This is a genomic window from uncultured Mailhella sp. (assembly GCF_944324615.1).
Taxonomy (GTDB): Bacteria; Desulfobacterota; Desulfovibrionia; order Desulfovibrionales; family Desulfovibrionaceae; genus Mailhella.
The window spans coordinates 1-16853 of the sequence record NZ_CALUWY010000057.1; the positions used below are offsets into that span (position 1 = coordinate 1).

The following is a 16853-nucleotide window of genomic DNA, read 5'->3' on the forward strand; positions in this document are numbered from 1 at the left end:
GGCATCCTCCCTATGCCGACAATAAGAACTTCTTACCCTTTTGGCAACTAATGAGTCCTGAGCCTAGACAAGGCCGAGGTATTTTTCAAAGAAAGCCCGCAACTTGTCGATGACACGCTGCTTGACGGATTCTCTGTTTCCCCCGCCGAAGCGGGACATGGGGGGCAGTATCTGGTCGATGTCGGTCCCCGTGGTTTTCAGCGTACCGTCGCGGAAGGCATTGTTCATGAAGGTTTCCGTGTATTCCGGTTTGAGCCTTTCCCCGGCAATGATGTCGGAAAGGTCGGACTCCTTCTTTTCCCGCACATACTTCTGCCAGTCCTCCTGTACGGAGGAGGAAGCGTTGATGCGTTCAATGAACTCCTCGATAAGCGTCTTTTTGCTCCGCAGCTCGATGCTTGAACCGATGGCCTTGTCGATGGTGGTGAGAATTTCCTTATCGCGGCAATGGGAATCCTTATACTTTTCTATGAGCATAAGAATATAGTCGATATTGATTTCCACCTGCCGGACCAGTTCCATTTCAAAGACGATATCGGCGTTGACATCTTCCTTTTCCCCGTCGTCGTGCTTCGACATGTCCTGATACAGGTCGATGTAGCGGCTCTGATAGTCCTGAAAATCCCGCGTGGGGATGATTTCCTGCCCTTCAAATTCATCGAAGCTGGAAAGGATGTTCCTCAGGCGAAGTATGGAACCAAAAAGCGCAATGAAGTCCTTCTGGTTCTGTTCCCCCACAATGGCCTCGCCCAGCGGAAAGCGTGAAAGCAAAGCGTCGATGAGTTCGGTGTAGCCGGGCCTGTGCTTTCCGTCCTCCTCATAGCCTGAGTAATAGGCATCGTAGCTTCTGAGCAGGACGATGCCCCCCGCGTCCCTGTTGCCGAACAGCGCAAGAGCCTCGTCGGTTTCCTTCTGCAGATCGCGGAAGCAGACAATGTTTCCGAAGGTTTTGACGGAATTCAATATGCGGTTGGTGCGCGAAAAAGCCTGAATGAGTCCGTGCATCTTCAGGTTCTTGTCCACCCAGAGAGTGTTCAGCGTGGTGGCGTCGAACCCGGTGAGGAACATGTTCACCACGATGAGCAGATCGACCTCGCGCTTTTTCATTCTCAACGAAAGGTCTTTGTAATAATTGTAGAACTTGTCGGACGACGTATCGAAACTGGTGTGAAAGACGGCGTTGTAATCCCTGATGGCGTCTTCGAGAAAGTCGCGCGAGGTCTGGTCGAGGTCTTCCGTGTTGAAGCTTTCGTCGCCGAGCGTATCTTCCGGCGACTCCTCATTGGCTCCGTAGCTGAAAATGGTGGCCACGGTGAGCTGTTTTTTGCGTTCTTCGAGCTGCCGTCTGAACTCCGCATAGTACTTCATGGCCATGGGAATGGAACTTACGGCAAGAATGGAGTTGAACCCGGCCACACGCTGCCCTTTGAGCGTATAAAAGCTGTTTCTTTTGGTCTTCCGGTCGAAGTGATCGAGAATATAGCCGACGATTTCCCGCACGCGCTCCGGGGAATTGAGCACCTTTTCGGTATTGATGGCCCGCACCTGTTCATCCTGAACATCATCGGCCATTTTTACGGTGTTCACATAGTCGATGCGGAAAGGAAGCACGTTTCCGTCGTTGATGGCGTCCACAATGGTGTAGGTGTGGAGCTTGTCGCCGAAGGCCTGCGGCGTGGTCCTCATGCGGAGATTGCCGCCGCTTCCGGCATTTTCTGCAAAGATGGGCGTACCGGTAAAGCCGAAAATATGATATTTTTTGAAGGCATGGACTATTTTCAGGTGCATGTCGCCGAACTGGGAGCGGTGGCACTCGTCGAAAATGATGACGACGTGCTTTTTATACACCTCGTGCCTGGGATTGCGGCTGACGAACACGTCCAGCTTCTGGATGGTGGTAATGATGATGCGCGATTCGGAATCTTCGAGCTGCTTCTGCAATACCTTTGTGGATGTGTTGCTGTTGGCGGCCCCCTTCTGGAACTTTTCATATTCCTGCACGGTCTGGTAATCCAGATCCTTGCGGTCGACCACAAAGAGCACCTTGTCGATGCCGGGCATCCTGCTGGCCAGCTGTGCGGTCTTGAAGGAGGTCAGCGTTTTTCCGCTGCCCGTGGTGTGCCAGATATAGCCCCCGGCTCCGAGCGTGCCCTCCTTATGGTAGTTGCCGGCAATCTCTATGCGGGAAAGGATGCGTTCCGTCGCGGTGATCTGGTACGGGCGCATGACGAGAAGAAGCTTTTCCGAGGTGAACACGCAAAAGCGCGTGAGAATGTTGAGCAGCGTATGCTTTGAGAAAAAGGTTCTGGTAAAGTCCACCAGGTCGGTGATGGGCCTGTTGTTGCCGTCGGCCCAGAAGGAGGTGAATTCAAAGCTGTTGCTGGTCTTTCTGCTCTTCCGCCTTCCGCCCTCCCCCAGCTCTTTGATGTGCGCTTCCCGCGTGGTGTTGGAATAGTATTTGGTGTGCGTTCCGTTGGAAATGACGAATATCTGCACATACTCATACAGGCCGCTGGACGCCCAGAAGCTGTCGCGCTGATAGCGCTTTATCTGGTTGAAGGCCTCGCGTATGGCCACGCCGCGCCGCTTGAGTTCCACATGAACCATGGGAAAGCCGTTCACCAGAATGGTGACATCGTAGCGGGTTTCGTGATTTCCGCCATTCTCCTCATACTGGTTGATGACCTGAAGGCGGTTGTTGTGGATGTTCTTTTTGTCGATGAGGGTGATGTTCTTGGTGCTGCCGTCGTCGCGCGTGAGGTTCAGGATGCTGTCTTCCTGTATGCGCCTGGTCTTTTCCTCAATCCCTTCCTGCCTGTTCGCAAGCTGCTGATGGAAAAAACGCTCCCACTCCTCATCGGAAAAACGGCAGTCGTTCAGAAGTTCGAGCTGGTTGCGCAGGTTCCCGACCAGCGTTTTTTCCTCACGCACGGGAAGATACTCGCAGCCCTGCAAGCAGAGCTGCCGGATGAATTCTTTTTCCAGCGCCGCTTCGCTCTGGTAGGCGTCGGAACACACGTCGGAAGGTGTGTATGCGGCCACCACGGTGCTTTCCGGGCATTGGGCTACCATGTTGAAGCCGGTCATTTGGCCTCCTTGAAGGTAAGGAGCTTGTCGCGATAGTATTCGTATTGTTTTTTTCTGGCCTCTATTTCGGCGGGCAGACCGCTGGAGAGATCGTTGCACAGCGCGTCGAAACGGTCGAGAATGGAGACGATGCGATTAATTTTTTCATCAGAAGGTTTAGGTATAAGAATTTTATTAAGGTTGTCTTGAGTAAGCTTAGGCTGCGCTGCAGTAGAAATATATTTTGTTAAATCAATTGAATTGAGATATATTTCAACATATTTTTGAAGTGTAATATTCGAAAATTGTAAAATATGTGCATGGTTATTGACCCATGTTTTTCCTGTAATAGAAAAAGCAATAGGCGTATTTCTTGCTAAAAGATTTGCTCCATCTTCAGAAATAAGGAGATAATCACCATCAAAAATATAATCTTTTACATAATCAACAATGCCAGATGCCCCATAATACGGGTATTTTCCCGCTTCTCTATTTCCTTTGGTAACAGGTTTTCGTTTAGAATCGCAATTAATAGCCAAGTCCTTTAATGGTATTTTTGGAATACTATTGCTAAAATTAAAAAGTTTTTCCCTGTAATATTGATACTGCTGCTTCCTTTTGGTAAGCTCTGAAGTAAGCTCTGAAGTAAGCTCTGAAAACGTATCCAATATCCTCACAATCTCTTCCTGAACGGGAAGAGGCGGAACGGGGATTTTATATTTAGCTAATGTAGATTTTCTAATGGATGGCATTGCACCTGAAAAGTCTGTAAAAATTGTAAGATTTATACAATCAAAAATATAAAAAAGAAATCGAGATATAATATTTTTATATGGTATAATACCTACAATATTATTATCATAACATGAATACATTGATAAAATTCTCTTTTTATTTGTTCCAATGGCCGCTCCAATTTTTGGAAATATTATTGTTCCTTTAGGAGCTGGATTACAGCCTAATTTTTTTGCTGTATCCTTTGATATATAATTATTAGAAATATTCATAATTTTATCATTACCAATATTATTCATATCACTTACTTTATAAAATGGTATTTCTTCATCGGTAACTCCCTGTTCAGAGTTTGGAAATCCCCATCCACTACGGATTTCACAAACCTCTTCTAACTTCTTATACTCCACCCCGTTCGGGCAGAGCTCTTCCATGAGTCTTTCCAGTCTGCTCATGCGCTTTTGCATATCAGGCAGAGGCTTGGCGGAAATCTTTTTTTCAGGCGTCGGCATATCCAGAAGAGAACCTTGTGTGCAGGAAGCTTTTTTCATGATTTATTCCTTAATGTACCCTTCGTAAAAATAGGACTGCTCGATGCCTTTGAAAATGACTTCCCGGTCGTCGATCCTGTCGGTCAGATTGGGCTGAAGGAGAACGCGAAGCTCAAGGTCATTGATGGGGCTGCGTTCCATGGCCTGAAGGTAAAGCGTCTTGTCCACGTTCTGCCAGTTCACCACCTGCCGGAGATGTTTTTTCAGCATCATGTCGAGCCAGATGCGCGCGGCGCGGCCGTTGCCTTCCATGAAGGGATGGGCGACGTTCATTTCCACATACCTGGCGATGATTTCCTCAAAGGTGTTCTCCGGCATCTTTTCTATGGCTTCAAGCGCCGCCTTGAGGTACAGGCTGCTCACGAAGCGGAAATTCCCCTTGGAGATGTTCACTTCCCGGATCTTTCCGGCAAAGTCGTAAAGGCCGCCGAAAAGATACTCGTGTATCTGCTGAAGACCGCGGGTCGTGCCCACTTCCATGCGGTCGATGTCGCCGGAGGCAAAGAGACGCCGGGCGTTTTGCAGGCTTGTTTCGTCGATGTTCACCGGTTGTCCCCTTCAATCTCGGCGATGATGGCGTCGATCTGTTGCCGGAGTTCCTGCTCTCTCGCCACAATCTGCGCAAGTTCCTCGTTGAGCCTGCGGATGTCGATGACTTCCCGCGTGTCTTCCTGCTCCACATAGGTGCTCACGGAAAGGTTGTAATCCTGCGCGGCGATCTCGGCATTGGGAACCAGTCTGGCCACATGGTCCACGTCTTTGCGGGCCGTGTAGACGTCGAGAATGTTCTGAATGTTCTCGTTGGTCAGCTTGTTGGCGTTGGTCACCTTCACGCACTGGGCGGAAGCGTCGATGAACAGGGTGCTGTTTTCCTTCTTGGATTTTTTCAACACCATGATGCAGGTGGCGATGGTGGTGCCGAAAAAGAGATTGGCCGGAAGCTGGATGACGCAGTCCACAAAGTTGTTGTCGATAAGGTACTGGCGGATCTTTTTTTCCTTGCCGCCGCGGTACATCACGCCGGGAAAGCAGACGATGGCCGCGGTACCGCTGGTGGCCAGCCAGGAGAGCGAGTGCATGATGAAGGCGAGGTCGGCCTTGGATTTGGGAGCCAGAACCCCGGCGGGAGCAAAGCGCGGGTCGTTGATGAGCAGCGGGTTATCTTCCCCTTCCCACTTGATGGAATAGGGAGGATTGGAAACGATGGCCTCAAAGGGTTCGTCGTCCCAGTGCTGCGGCTCCGTGAGCGTGTCCCCGAGGGCGATGTCGAACTTGTCGTATTCGATATCGTGCAGGAACATGTTGATGCGGCACAGGTTGTAGGTGGTGATGTTGATTTCCTGCCCGAAGAAGCCCTGCCTTACCTTGTCCCTGCCGAGAATCTTGGCGAACTTGAGCAGCAGGGAACCGGAGCCGCAGGCCGGGTCGTACACTTTGTTGACCTCGGTCCTGCCCACCAGCGTGATGCGGGTGAGAAGTTCCGAAACCTCCTGCGGCGTGTAGTATTCGCCGCCGGATTTGCCCGCGTTGGAGGCGTACATGCCCATGAGGTATTCGTAGGCGTCGCCGAAGGCGTCGATGGTATTGTCCTGATAGTTGCCGAGATTCAGATCACCGATGCTGTGCAGAAGCTTCACGAGCTTTTCGTTGCGCTTCGGCACCGTGTCGCCGAGCTTTTTGCTGTTCACGTCGATGTCGTCGAACAGGCCCTTGAAGTCGTCTTCGCTGTCATGGCCTGAGGCGGAACCTTCAATATGGCGGAAGGCTTTTTCCAGCGTTTCGTTCAGGTTGTCGTCCATGGCCGCATAACGGCTCACGTTCTGGAAAAGTTCGCCGGGCAGAATGAAAAAGCCCTTGGTGTTCACCATTTCTTCCCGTATGCTTTCCGCCTTTGCATCGGAAAGCATGACGTAATCGAAATTCGTGTTTCCGGCCTCCCATTCCCCTTTATTGATGTAGCCGGTGAGGTTTTCCGAAATGTAGCGATAAAAGAGCAGCCCCAGAACGTACTGCTTGAAGTCCCATCCGTCCACGCTTCCACGCAGTTCGTTGGCAATGTTCCAGATGACGCGGTGCAGTTCCGCGCGCTCCTGCTCTTTTTTATTATCGGCCATGCATGCTCTCCTGTAGCCTTTTCCGCCGTGTCGTACACAGGGCGGCAATCTTTCATGAAGGGGCAAGAATAGCAGCGGGGCCGGATTTTTTCAATTTTTTCCCGGGTGCTGAAGCGGAGAACGGCAGGTCTGGCAACACCGCAGAAACGGGCGCAGATACAAAGGCTTCCACCTGCGCAAAAACGTATGCCGAAGCTCCGGCAGCCCTCCTTTCCCTGCACGGCGCGGGCATTCCCTGCCTGCAGGCGCAGGACGGGCCGCCTTCGGGAAGAAAACGGATCCCCCGGCTCCGGAACAACGGCGGCCATGTACGGCGCACGCCATGCAGAAGGCATCCCGCCTTCCCCTACGCGCCTCTTCCCTCCTGCCTGCGGAGAGTCTCTTCCGCCTTGCACGGGCACACGCGGCCCATGGCCTCTTCCCGTGCGCGTTTGGGCGGGGCGCACAGCGAGGCGGCCGCGCTTTTCAGCATGCCTATGGGCGTAAGCGGCACGGGCGCCCAGTCCACGCGCATGCCCAGAAGCGCGCCCACGGGCAGAGGAAGCGGGGCAAGGTTCAGCGGAGCCGCAGCGCGGCGAAGGGCGGCCCTCAGCCCCGGCGTGCCGTCCGGCCAGGTGCCCTCCCACAGGGGAAGCGCGGAAACAAGGCTCACGCTCAGGCCCGGACAGGCGCGGCGCACCATGCCGTACAGTTCGCGCACGCTCACGGCGCGCGCCGCCTCCCCTTCGCCGAGTCCGCGCCCGGCCCAGCGCGACTGCGCGCTCTTCGGCGCGCCCGCCAGGGAAAAACTGTTCCATTCCATGATGATGATGCCCCGCGCGGCCACACGCAGAGCCTCGGCCAGCACGGTTTCCCCCTCCGGGCAGGGCCGCAGGCCGTGATGCACAAGCACCGCGTAGTCGAAGGCGCCGTTGTCGAAGGGCAGAAGGTCGGAAACGCCGCACACATATTCCACGCGCGCGCCCGTCTGTTCCCGCGCGGCGTCGATGCAGGCCATGGATCTGTCCATGGCGGTGACGTCAAAGCCCGCTTCCCAGAAGAATTCCGGGGAGAATCCGGCGTTCAGCCCCACCTGAAGCAATGTCGCCCCACGGCGATGCCAGCCGGAAATGAGCTGATGCAGCACCTTCTGACGGGCCACGGAAAGAAACTGGCGGCGAAATTCGGCCATGCTCTGTCTCCTGAACCTTGCAGGGCGCCTCTGCCCGGCCCACGCCCCTTCCGGGCCGCGGGCCTGCCCCGCCCGCGCGCCCCGCTGCGGACGAAGGCCGGAATCTAGGCGTCTTTCCCGGATTCCTCTTCGGCAATCCAGCCGCTCAGGGCCTCCACGATGCGGCGGGCCTGATCATTGCTGGAAATGGTGAACTTGGACTGCTGACGGTATTCCCCGCCCGACTTCTTGTAGCGGCGTATCACATAACGGTCGGGCCCGTAGGTGTCGTTCTCCTGCCATTCCCTGTAGCGGAAAAGCACCGTGGCCCACGCCCCCTTGGAAAGCACCACCTTGCCCATTTCCTTGATTTTAAGGATGCCGTCCTCTTCGTAATCCACCGTCAGCTCATCAACCGTGTTGTTCATCTCTTCTCCTTCTGCATACGGGGCCGCGCCCCTTCTCCCGGCGGATGCGCGCCCTCGCACACGGCTGCGCGCAGAACATCCGTCTTTTTCCATGGTAACAGTTCCGGTCCCCGTCTTCCAGCACAAAACCTGCCCATCCGCGCCTTCCGGCAGACAAAAGGCCGCCTACTGCGGCCTCTTCTCCCGGAAAAAGGCCGTGAGCACGGCCGCGCACTTTTCCGCCTCCACGCCGCCGTAGCTCCACGGCGCGCTGCCGGTCTGCGCGTAATCCAGCCCCTCAAGGCAGGACATCACGGCCCCGGCCCGGGCATCGGATGCGCCGAACACCACGCCGGACACGCGCGATTCCCGTATGGCGCCCGTGCACATGAGGCACGGCTCCAGCGTCACCACGAGCACGCACCCCCCGAGCCTGTGATTGCCCGCGGCAAGGGCCGCCCGCCGGAGGGCCAGCACCTCGGCATGGGCCGTGGGATCGCGGGAGCATTCGGTTTCGTTGTGCGCTTCGGCAAGGATGCGGCCCGAGGCATCCACCACCAGCGCGCCCACGGGCACTTCCCCCCTGCGCGCCGCGCGCCGCGCAAGGCGCAGAGCCCGCCCCATGAGCGAGCGCCATGAATGCCCGGAAGGCGCGGGCGGCTCCGGCCCCCAGGAGGGCAGAGACCGCCAGCGCTCCTCTTCGGGGCAGCGGTTGAAAAGCTCCATGCCCTAGAGCACCACGCGCCGTCTTATGGTGGAGAGCACCTCTTCGGGCGTGTCGCACACGGTGACGAGGTCGAGTTCCTCTTCGCGCAGATACCCGTCCTTGATCATGCGGGTGCGTATCCACTCCAGAAGGCCGTCCCAGAATTCATGCCCGTAGAGGATGATGGGGAAGGGCTTGATGCGGTGCGTCTGCGCAAGCACGAAGGCTTCGGAAAGCTCGTCGATGGTGCCCATGCCGCCGGGCATGACCACATAGGCGATGGAATACTTCACGAACATGAGCTTGCGGATGAAGAAGTAGCGGTAATCGCTGCGCACGGAAAGGTATTCGTTGGGTTCCTGTTCCATGGGCAGGTGAATGTGCAGCCCCACGGAAGGCGCGCCCGCCTCGGTGGCGCCGCGGTTGCCCGCCTCCATGAGGCCCGGCCCGCCGCCGGTGATGATGCCGTAGCCCGCCTTGCCGAGGGTTTTCGCCACGCGCATGGTTTCCTCATAAATGGGTGCGCCCGCCTCGGGACGGGCGGAACCGAAGATGGACACACAGGGCGGAAGCCCGCTCAGATCCTCAAAGCCGTCCACGATCTCGGCCAGAATGCGGAAGAGCCGCCAGGATTCCTGGGCGGAAAGCGTATCAATGACGTATTGCTGGGAAGCGTTGTTCATGTTCTGCTCCTGTCATGGTCTGGGGAAAGGAGCATCATAGCCCGCACTTTCGCCGCGTGCAAGAATTTCCCGCCGCAGAGGCCTGCGGCAGAAAGGAATATCCTTTTTCCTCCGTGGGAGAAGCTTCGTATAACGGCCCGTTCAGGAAAGGAACCTTTCTTCCGAAGCGTTGCCGGAGAGCAGAATTGCATGGACAAAGCGAAGTATCCTGCCCTCCGCGCCCGGGAAAAAAAGACGAACTTGCATGGACGGGGCAAAGCATGTTTTCCCTCCTTTCCCCGACTGAGGGAAAAAACGCCCTTTTTTTTCTCGTTCCACCCGGAATAATGGGAGCAATTCTTGCACAATGCGGGGAAAACACCTATACTCCGGTTTTCCGGGACCATCATCCATGGAGTTGTTTGTATGAAGATTACCTTTCTGGGCGCGGCCCAGACTGTCACCGGCTCCTGTTTCGTCATTGAAACGAAAAACTCCCGCTTCGCCGTGGACTGCGGCATGTTCCAGGGCAACTCCGCCATTGAAGAACGCAACTTTGAAACGGAGGACTACCGTCCGGAAGAGCTGGATTTCATCCTGCTCACCCATGCGCACATCGACCATTCCGGGCTTCTGCCCCGCATGGTGAAGGAAGGCTTCAAGGGAGGCATCTACTGCACGGCCCCCACGGCGGATCTGGCCGCCATCATGCTGGAAGACAGCGCCCACATCCAGGAAATGGAACACGAGTGGAAAAGCCGCCACAGCAAGCGCCGCGGCGAGCCTGACGACGAGGATTCCGAAGCGCTGTACTCCACCGAAGACGCCCTGGCCACGGCAAAGCAGCTCCGGCCCGTGGACTTCGGCAAGGCGGTGAACCCCGCGCCGGGCGTCACGGTGATATTCCGCTATGCCGGGCACATTCTGGGCGCGGCCATACTCGACCTTACGGTGGATGAAGAGGGCAAGAGCACGCGGCTCGTGTTTTCCGGCGACCTCGGCCGCCCCGGCGCGCTGCTTCTGCCCGACGCGGAAATGCCCCGCACGCCGGACTGGCTTTTTGTGGAATCCACCTACGGCGACCGCGACCACAAGGGCGAGGCCGACACCCTTGAGGAACTGGCCGAAGCCATCGACTACAGCTACGCGCGCAGGGAAAAGGTCATCATTCCCGCCTTTGCGGTGGAGCGCACGCAGGAAATCCTCTACAGCCTGCTCATCCTCAAGAAGCAGGGCCGCCTGCCCGACGACATGCCCGTGTATGTGGACAGTCCCCTGGCCACCAAGGCCACGCAGGTGTTTCTGAAGTACGCCGATCACCTGCGCACGCCGGAATTCACGCCCGAAGACTTCAAGGAGCACCCGGGCGGAGGCATCATCTTCACCCAGAGCGCGCAGGATTCGCAGAAGCTCAACACCATGAAGGAACCGGCCATCATTCTTTCCGCAAGCGGCATGTGCAACGCGGGCCGCGTGCGCCATCACCTCAGGCACAACCTGTGGAAGGAAGGCGTGAGCATCGTGTTCGTGGGCTATCAGGCCATGGGCACGCCGGGCAGAAAGCTGGTGGACGGGGCAAAGAGCCTGCGCCTGTTCGGTGAAGACGTGGCCGTGGCCGCGAAGATCTTCACCATCAACGGCTTTTCCGCCCACGCCGGGCAGAGTCAGCTGCTGGAATGGATAGGGGGCATGGCCCGCCCGGGCATGAACATCGCCCTCATTCACGGCGAACCCAAGGCCCAGGAGATTCTTGCCGGGCTCATCAAGGAACGCTTCGGCATCACGCCCCGCATTCCCGAATACCTTGAGGAAGCCACCATCGAAGGCGCGGCCGTGGCCGAAGTGCACACCGCAAGTCCCGCGCGCGCCAAGCCCCGGGTGGACTGGAACTTCCTTACCGAAGAAATGGAACAGCGTGTGGCCCAGCTGCGTTCCCGCCTCGCCCATGTGGACGAAATCCCCTGGGAAGAACAGACGGAACTGCGCGACCGCCTCGTGGAAATCGAGCGCGACCTGTTCCACTTCCTGTCAAGGCTCTGAGAAGGCGCTTCCCCCGGAGGGAAGAGCGGCATTGCCTTTTGCGGCCGCATGATTTAATGATGAACCCGGGGCGGTATTCCGTCCCGGGTCTTCGCACCTCTTTCGTGCGCCCGCGTCCGCTCCGGCGGCCGCCCACCTCATCCCGGACATTCGTTCCGGCGGCGCAGATGCGCCACTTCAGGAAACATCATGCGGATCATTGCCGGAGCCTGTCGCGGCAGGACGCTCCACACCGTTACCGGGCCGGGCTATCGGCCCGCCATGGGAAAGGTGCGCGAGTCTCTTTTTTCCATGCTTGAATCGCGCGGCGTCGTGTGGGGCGAAGTGCGCGTGCTCGACGTGTTTGCCGGGAGCGGAAGCCTCGGCTTCGAGGCGCTGAGCCGGGGCGCGCTTTTTGCCGACTTCATCGAAAAGGACCACAGGGCCGCGGAATGCCTGCGCAAAAACGCCGCCGCCCTCGGCCTTGAAGAACGCTGCGCCGTCCATGAGGAAGACGCCCTCCGCGTGACGGCCCGCCGGCCTTCCGAACCGTGCCGCCTCATTTTCATCGACCCGCCCTACGGCGCGGATCTTTTCAAGCCTGCGCTCAAGAACATCATACGGCAGGGCTGGCTTGCGGACGAGGGCTTCCTTGTGGCGGAAGTGGAAAAGGGCCTGCCCCTGAAGGCGGATGCCCAGTACAACCTGACCCTTGAAGCGGAACGCCTCTACGGCAATACGAGGATACTGGTATGGGTGAAGAACGCATAGCCATCTACCCCGGCACCTTCGACCCGCTCACCAACGGGCATGAGTGCATCATCCGGCGCGGACTGGAACTTTTCGATACCGTCATTGTGGCCGTGGCCAGAGACTGCGGCAAGAACACGCTCTTTTCCCTGGAAGAGCGGGTGGACATCGTGCGCGAGGTGTTCGCCAGCATCCCGGGCGTGAAGGTCATGCCCTTTTCCGGCCTGCTGGTGGATTTTGCCGCAAGCCACAAGGCCAAGGCCATACTCCGCGGCCTGCGCGCCGTTTCCGACTTCGACTACGAATTTCAGATGGCGCTCATGAACCGCAAGCTGCAGCGCAGCGTGCAGACCATATTCCTCATGTCCGACCTGCGCTGGATGTACATAAGCTCCACCAACATCCGCAACGTGGCCTCCCTCGGCGGCAACGTGAGCTGCCTTGTGCCGCCCACCGTCATTCCCCGCCTGCGCCGGGCCTATCATCTGCCCGAATCCTGGCCCGAAGACACGGACTGCGGCTGCCCCGACACCTTCAGCGAGGAATGCCTGCCCGAATGCCGGGGCCTCTAGCCTTCCCTGCATGACGTTCCCGCCGGAAAAGGCGGCCTCTGCGGCAGAAAGGATGGCCGCTCTTCCGGCGTGCCCCGGGCCTGACGGCAACGCCGCCGCCCTCCACCTTCAGATACAAAGAGAAACGCGCATGAGCGCTCTGCCCAGAATACTCTGCCTTGCAGGGCCCACCGGTTCCGGCAAAACGGCCGCCGCCCTGCACCTTGCGCGCGCCCTGGAAAAAAAGGGGCGCAGAGCCTGCGTCATCAACGCCGATTCCAGGCAGGTGTACCGCGATTTTCCCATCATCACGGCCCAGCCCTCGGAAGAGGAAAGAAGCGTATGCCCGCACCTGCTCTACGGCTGGCTGGAAACATCGCGCAAGATTTCCGCAGGCCAGTGGGCGGACATGGCCCTTGCCGCGCTGAAACAGTGCCTGGCCGACGACTGCGTGCCCATGCTGGTGGGCGGCACGGGCTTTTACCTGCGCGCCCTTCTGGACGGCATTGCCGCCATTCCGGCCGTGGATCCGGCCATCACCCGCCGCCTCACGGAGGAATGCCGCGCCCGCGGGGCCGCCTTCCTGCACGAGCGCCTGCGTGCGGTGGATCCGGAATACGCCGCGAAAATTCACCCCAACGACAGTCAGCGCAACGTGCGCGCCCTGGAAGTATGGGAAGGCACGGGCAGAACCTTCACCTGGTGGCACAGGCATGCCTCGGCGCCCGCGCCCTTTGAGGTGCTGCGCCTCGGCGTGGGCCTGCCCCTCACGGAGCTTGAGCCTTTTCTTGTGCGGCGCATACACCTCATGCTGGAAGCGGGAGCCATGGAGGAGGCGCGGCGCGCCCTTGCCCTCTGCCCGGATACGCAGGCCCCCGGCTGGACCGGCATCGGCTGTGCGGAGGCTGCGGCCCACCTTGCCGGAAGCCTGAACCTTGATGCGTGCATCGCGCTCTGGGCGCGCAATACCCGCGCCTATGCCAAGAGACAGTGGACCTGGTTCCGGGCCGACAAGCGCATGCTCTGGTTCCGTCCCGGAGAACACGCCCCCCTGGAAAAGGCCGCGCTGGACTTTCTTTTCTGATTTCTCCCCTCTTCGCCTGCAAAAAACGCGCTCCGGCAGGGAAAAAGCTCCGGATCTGCCGGAAGATTCCGCCTTTCCGGCAGAAAAAGCACGCCTTGACCGGGGACCGGATCCGGGGGGGGGCAGAAAGATGCCGGGGCGGGAGAAACACGGCCTTTTTCCCGGTCTTTCCGAAGGCTTTCGGCGCTTGACAGAGGGCCGAGCCCGCGTACATGATACTGTGTTCCCCGCCTCCGGGCACGGCCGTGCCGCTTCCCGGATATGCCGTGCCTGCGGGATATCAGGGCATACGCTCTGCCCGACAGGGTGCGGCGGCAGTGAACACCGGTGTGAAGCTTCATACGCGAGGAGGCCCCATGACCACCGTGCTTTATCGGAAAAACGATCTGGAATTCTGCTTCAGTGATGTGTTTGAAGGCAGGTTTCTCCTCTCCCTTCTGGAAAACATGAAGGAAAAAATCCTCCATGAGGAATGGGACGATTACGACGAGCTGCATCACTGCTGCAAAATCATCCATGATTTCAGCCAGCAGAAGGGCCTGACCATGGATTTTCACACCCTGCGGCGGGACGGGGAACAGCTCGGCATGGTCATGATGACCCACGGTGCCATCGACCCGAGAATCTACGCAGGTTCCGGCATCGCCATTTCCGACCCCACGGATCAGGTGGCTCTGCTCAGCTATTTCCACATTTCCCCGGCGGGCAGGGGCAACGGCACCTTCTGGCTGCGCGACCTCATCATGCCCTTCTATGCGGACCAGGGGTACACGGCCATCTACCTCAAGACCAGCCATCCCAGGGCCTTCCCTCTGTACGACAGGCTGGGCGCGGTCATCGGCAACTACACCTTCCCGAGTGACAACGGCGTTTATTCCCGCGTGGGCCGCATCTACCGCATCCCGCTCAAAGAGCGGCCCTTCCCCAAGGACTGAACATGCCCTGCATTGTGTTTGATATGGACGGAGTCCTCATCGACTCCGAACGGCTGGTGCTGCGCTCCTGGGAATGCGTGGGAAAAGACATGGGCCTTTCCGGCCTGCACGATCTTTTCTTCCGCTGCATAGGCACCACGCACGCCAGCACCAGAATCATCTTTTCCCAGGTCTTCGGTGATGCCGTGGACTATGAGAAGTTCCGCGACTGTACGCGCGTCTACTACATGAAGTTCACCAAGGACGGCATTCCCCTGAAGCCCGGCGTCATGGAGCTGCTTTCCTGGCTCCGGGAAAAGGGCTGGAAAACCGGGCTTGCCAGTTCCTCGCGCGAGGCCAACGTGCGCCGCAACATGGAAATCACGGGCATGGGCCCCTATTTCGACACCCTTGTCTGCGGCGACATGCTCACGGCCAGCAAGCCCGCGCCCGACATCTACCTGCGCGCCTGCGCGGAACTCCATGCCCGGGCGGAGGACTCCTATGCGGTGGAGGATTCGCGCAACGGCATCCTTTCGGCCAGTGCGGCAGGCATGAAGGCCCTGCTCGTGCCCGACATGGTGGCGCCGGATGAAACCATGCTCAGAAGCGCCCATGCCGTGTTCCCCGACCTCTGTGCCGTGCGGCGCTGGCTGGCCCGGGAGGAATATCAGGAGGAAGCATGATTCAGGACATTGCGCCCTGGCATCTTCGCAACGAATTCATGAACGTCGCTCCCCGGCCCGGCGACCTTGTGCTGGACATGGACAGGGAGGGCGTGCTCTCCGCCGGAGACGGACTGCGCTTCCCCACCGTGGAAACGTGGCGGACCTTCGGCGATGACGCGGCGCTGCACTACGCCTTCCAGATCGTGCGGAAGGATGAATCCTGCCCTGAACAGCCCGTGGAGGAACGCTTCTTCCTCGCCCTGCGCGAAACGGGGCGGCAGGCCCCCACCCCGGAAGGCTGGCGCAGGGCCATGCCCTCCACCCTGCGGGGCGAATCCCCCGGCCCCCTGGCCTACGCGGCCGCCACGGGCTGGCACCTCTTCTGCTGGTACGATTCCACCCGCTGCTGCGGCCGCTGCGGCGAAAAACTCCTCTTTTCGGAAACGGAACGCGCCATGATCTGCCCCCGCTGCGGGGCCGTGTACTATCCGCGCATCGCCCCCTGCGTCATTGTGGCCGTAACGTGCGGCGACAGGCTCCTTCTCACCCGCTACGCCCGCCCGGGCGCGAAAAACCTCGTGCTTGTGGCAGGCTTTGTGGAAGCCGGGGAAACGGCCGAAGAGGCCGTGCACCGCGAAGTCATGGAGGAAACGGGCCTCAAGGTCAAAAACCTGCGCTACTTCGGCAGTCAGCCGTGGGGCTTTTCCGGCACCCTGGCCCTGGGCTATGTGGCGGAACTCGACGGACCGGACGACATCCGCCTCGATACCTCGGAACTGGCCGAAGCCCTGTGGGTGGACCGCTCCCGCATTCCGCCCTGCCCGGATTCCGCCTCCCTCACCATGGAAATGATCACCCGCTTTTCCCGGGGAGAACTGTAGCCGCCGAAAGGCCCCCTTCCGAGATCCGCCGGGAACTTTTGGCCGGTGCCCCCTGCTCCTGCCTTTCCCGCCCCCTCCCCCGCCCATGACGGCCCCGGAGCGCCACCAATGCGGCAGAACAGGGAAAAAAGCCCCCTCGGCGGAGAGCATCAAGCCCCCTCAACCTGCAAAAACGCCCTTCTCCGGCCCTTCCGGGCATTTTTCCCCATCGGAACAGATACGGGCGACCTCCCGGCAGCATTCGGCCTTGCCCGGACATCCCCGCCATGCCGACGCCCGGGCGCACGCTTGCCGTCCCCGGCCTTTCCCACACCCTCCCCCGCCTATGACGGCCCCCGGAACGCCACTGATGCGGCAGAACAGGGAAAAACACTCCTCGGCGGGGTGAATCAAGCGCCCTCTGCCTGCAAAAACGCCCTTCTCCGGCCCTTCCCGGGCATTTTTCCCCATCGGAACAGATACGGGCGACCTCCCCCGGCAGCATCCGGCCTTGCCCGGCCATTCCCCTCCATGCCGACGCCCGGGCGCACGCTTGCCGTCCCCGGCCTTTCCCACACCCTCCCCCGCCTATGACGGCCCCCGGAGCGCCACCGAT

At 58.9% G+C, this 16853-nt stretch carries 15 protein-coding genes; 7 read left to right on the forward strand and 8 right to left on the reverse strand.

Annotation, left to right across the window (positions count from 1 at the left end; translation table 11 throughout):
- Positions 1 to 63: 63 nt before the first annotated feature.
- The 8 genes from Q0K07_RS10455 to Q0K07_RS10490 all read right to left on the reverse strand — a co-directional run bounded on the left by Q0K07_RS10455 (position 64) and on the right by Q0K07_RS10490 (position 9412).
- Positions 64 to 3087, reverse strand: a complete 3024-nt coding sequence (locus tag Q0K07_RS10455) for a type I restriction endonuclease subunit R (RefSeq protein WP_294559011.1) — start codon at positions 3085 to 3087, stop codon at positions 64 to 66.
- On the reverse strand, positions 3084 to 4352 hold the full coding sequence (locus tag Q0K07_RS10460; RefSeq protein WP_294559013.1) for a restriction endonuclease subunit S: 1269 nt from the start codon (positions 4350 to 4352) through the stop codon (positions 3084 to 3086). Before Q0K07_RS10460 ends, Q0K07_RS10455 begins: the two co-directional genes overlap by 4 nt.
- Before the next feature lie 3 nt (positions 4353 to 4355).
- Positions 4356 to 4898 carry a protein adenylyltransferase Fic gene (fic, locus tag Q0K07_RS10465; protein ID WP_294559015.1) on the reverse strand — a complete coding sequence of 181 codons (543 nt, stop codon included), beginning with the start codon at positions 4896 to 4898 and terminating at the stop codon, positions 4356 to 4358.
- Positions 4895 to 6466: a type I restriction-modification system subunit M gene (locus Q0K07_RS10470; RefSeq protein ID WP_294559017.1), complete on the reverse strand. Its 1572-nt coding sequence runs from the start codon at positions 6464 to 6466 to the stop codon at positions 4895 to 4897. Before Q0K07_RS10470 ends, fic begins: the two co-directional genes overlap by 4 nt.
- A 346-nt stretch (positions 6467 to 6812) precedes the next feature.
- Complete coding sequence (locus Q0K07_RS10475) at positions 6813 to 7637, reverse strand: methyltransferase domain-containing protein (RefSeq protein WP_294559019.1); 825 nt, start codon at positions 7635 to 7637, stop codon at positions 6813 to 6815.
- 104 nt (positions 7638 to 7741) lie between these two features.
- Positions 7742 to 8044: a hypothetical protein gene (locus tag Q0K07_RS10480; protein WP_294559021.1), complete on the reverse strand. Its 303-nt coding sequence runs from the start codon at positions 8042 to 8044 to the stop codon at positions 7742 to 7744.
- Positions 8045 to 8209: 165 nt separating this feature from the next.
- Entirely contained in the window at positions 8210 to 8749 is a 540-nt protein-coding gene (locus Q0K07_RS10485) for a nucleoside deaminase (protein ID WP_294559023.1), read from the reverse strand.
- Positions 8750 to 8752: 3 nt separating this feature from the next.
- On the reverse strand, positions 8753 to 9412 hold the full coding sequence (locus Q0K07_RS10490; RefSeq protein ID WP_294559024.1) for a TIGR00730 family Rossman fold protein: 660 nt from the start codon (positions 9410 to 9412) through the stop codon (positions 8753 to 8755).
- Between the two features lie 405 nt (positions 9413 to 9817).
- Between Q0K07_RS10490 and Q0K07_RS10495 the strand changes: the two genes are divergently transcribed.
- The 7 genes from Q0K07_RS10495 to nudC all read left to right on the forward strand — a co-directional run bounded on the left by Q0K07_RS10495 (position 9818) and on the right by nudC (position 16258).
- On the forward strand, positions 9818 to 11431 hold the full coding sequence (locus Q0K07_RS10495; RefSeq protein ID WP_294559026.1) for an MBL fold metallo-hydrolase: 1614 nt from the start codon (positions 9818 to 9820) through the stop codon (positions 11429 to 11431).
- Positions 11432 to 11620: 189 nt separating this feature from the next.
- Entirely contained in the window at positions 11621 to 12181 is a 561-nt protein-coding gene (gene rsmD / locus Q0K07_RS10500; protein ID WP_294559028.1) for a 16S rRNA (guanine(966)-N(2))-methyltransferase RsmD, read from the forward strand.
- The gene (coaD, locus tag Q0K07_RS10505) at positions 12163 to 12732 is read left to right on the forward strand and encodes a pantetheine-phosphate adenylyltransferase (RefSeq protein ID WP_294559029.1); all 570 of its coding nucleotides are present in this window, start codon (positions 12163 to 12165) and stop codon (positions 12730 to 12732) included. Before rsmD ends, coaD begins: the two co-directional genes overlap by 19 nt.
- 130 nt (positions 12733 to 12862) lie before the next feature.
- Entirely contained in the window at positions 12863 to 13795 is a 933-nt protein-coding gene (gene miaA, locus Q0K07_RS10510; RefSeq protein ID WP_294559031.1) for a tRNA (adenosine(37)-N6)-dimethylallyltransferase MiaA, read from the forward strand.
- 356 nt (positions 13796 to 14151) lie between these two features.
- Positions 14152 to 14730, forward strand: coding sequence for a hypothetical protein (locus tag Q0K07_RS10515; RefSeq protein ID WP_294559033.1), 579 nt, complete (start codon positions 14152 to 14154; stop codon positions 14728 to 14730).
- A 2-nt stretch (positions 14731 to 14732) separates the two neighbouring features.
- The gene (locus Q0K07_RS10520) at positions 14733 to 15395 is read left to right on the forward strand and encodes an HAD family phosphatase (RefSeq protein ID WP_294559034.1); all 663 of its coding nucleotides are present in this window, start codon (positions 14733 to 14735) and stop codon (positions 15393 to 15395) included.
- Positions 15392 to 16258, forward strand: coding sequence for an NAD(+) diphosphatase (gene nudC / locus Q0K07_RS10525; protein ID WP_294559036.1), 867 nt, complete (start codon positions 15392 to 15394; stop codon positions 16256 to 16258). The genes Q0K07_RS10520 and nudC overlap by 4 nt, the downstream gene beginning before the upstream one ends.
- Positions 16259 to 16853 lie beyond the last annotated feature (595 nt).

Excerpts from the sequence above, each read along its gene's own strand:
- Q0K07_RS10490 (WP_294559024.1), bottom strand. The coding sequence starts at position 9,412 with ATGAACAACGCTTCCCAGCAATACGTCATTGATACGCTTTCCGCCCAG.
- Q0K07_RS10460 (WP_294559013.1), bottom strand. The coding sequence starts at position 4,352 with ATGAAAAAAGCTTCCTGCACACAAGGTTCTCTTCTGGATATGCCGACG.
- Q0K07_RS10485 (WP_294559023.1), bottom strand. The coding sequence starts at position 8,749 with ATGGAGCTTTTCAACCGCTGCCCCGAAGAGGAGCGCTGGCGGTCTCTG.
- coaD (WP_294559029.1), top strand. The coding sequence starts at position 12,163 with ATGGGTGAAGAACGCATAGCCATCTACCCCGGCACCTTCGACCCGCTC.
- nudC (WP_294559036.1), top strand. The coding sequence starts at position 15,392 with ATGATTCAGGACATTGCGCCCTGGCATCTTCGCAACGAATTCATGAAC.
- Q0K07_RS10515 (WP_294559033.1), top strand. The coding sequence starts at position 14,152 with ATGACCACCGTGCTTTATCGGAAAAACGATCTGGAATTCTGCTTCAGT.
- Q0K07_RS10475 (WP_294559019.1), bottom strand. The coding sequence starts at position 7,637 with ATGGCCGAATTTCGCCGCCAGTTTCTTTCCGTGGCCCGTCAGAAGGTG.
- Q0K07_RS10480 (WP_294559021.1), bottom strand. The coding sequence starts at position 8,044 with ATGAACAACACGGTTGATGAGCTGACGGTGGATTACGAAGAGGACGGC.
- Q0K07_RS10520 (WP_294559034.1), top strand. The coding sequence starts at position 14,733 with ATGCCCTGCATTGTGTTTGATATGGACGGAGTCCTCATCGACTCCGAA.
- Q0K07_RS10470 (WP_294559017.1), bottom strand. The coding sequence starts at position 6,466 with ATGGCCGATAATAAAAAAGAGCAGGAGCGCGCGGAACTGCACCGCGTC.
- Q0K07_RS10495 (WP_294559026.1), top strand. The coding sequence starts at position 9,818 with ATGAAGATTACCTTTCTGGGCGCGGCCCAGACTGTCACCGGCTCCTGT.
- rsmD (WP_294559028.1), top strand. The coding sequence starts at position 11,621 with ATGCGGATCATTGCCGGAGCCTGTCGCGGCAGGACGCTCCACACCGTT.
- miaA (WP_294559031.1), top strand. The coding sequence starts at position 12,863 with ATGAGCGCTCTGCCCAGAATACTCTGCCTTGCAGGGCCCACCGGTTCC.
- Q0K07_RS10455 (WP_294559011.1), bottom strand. The coding sequence starts at position 3,087 with ATGACCGGCTTCAACATGGTAGCCCAATGCCCGGAAAGCACCGTGGTG.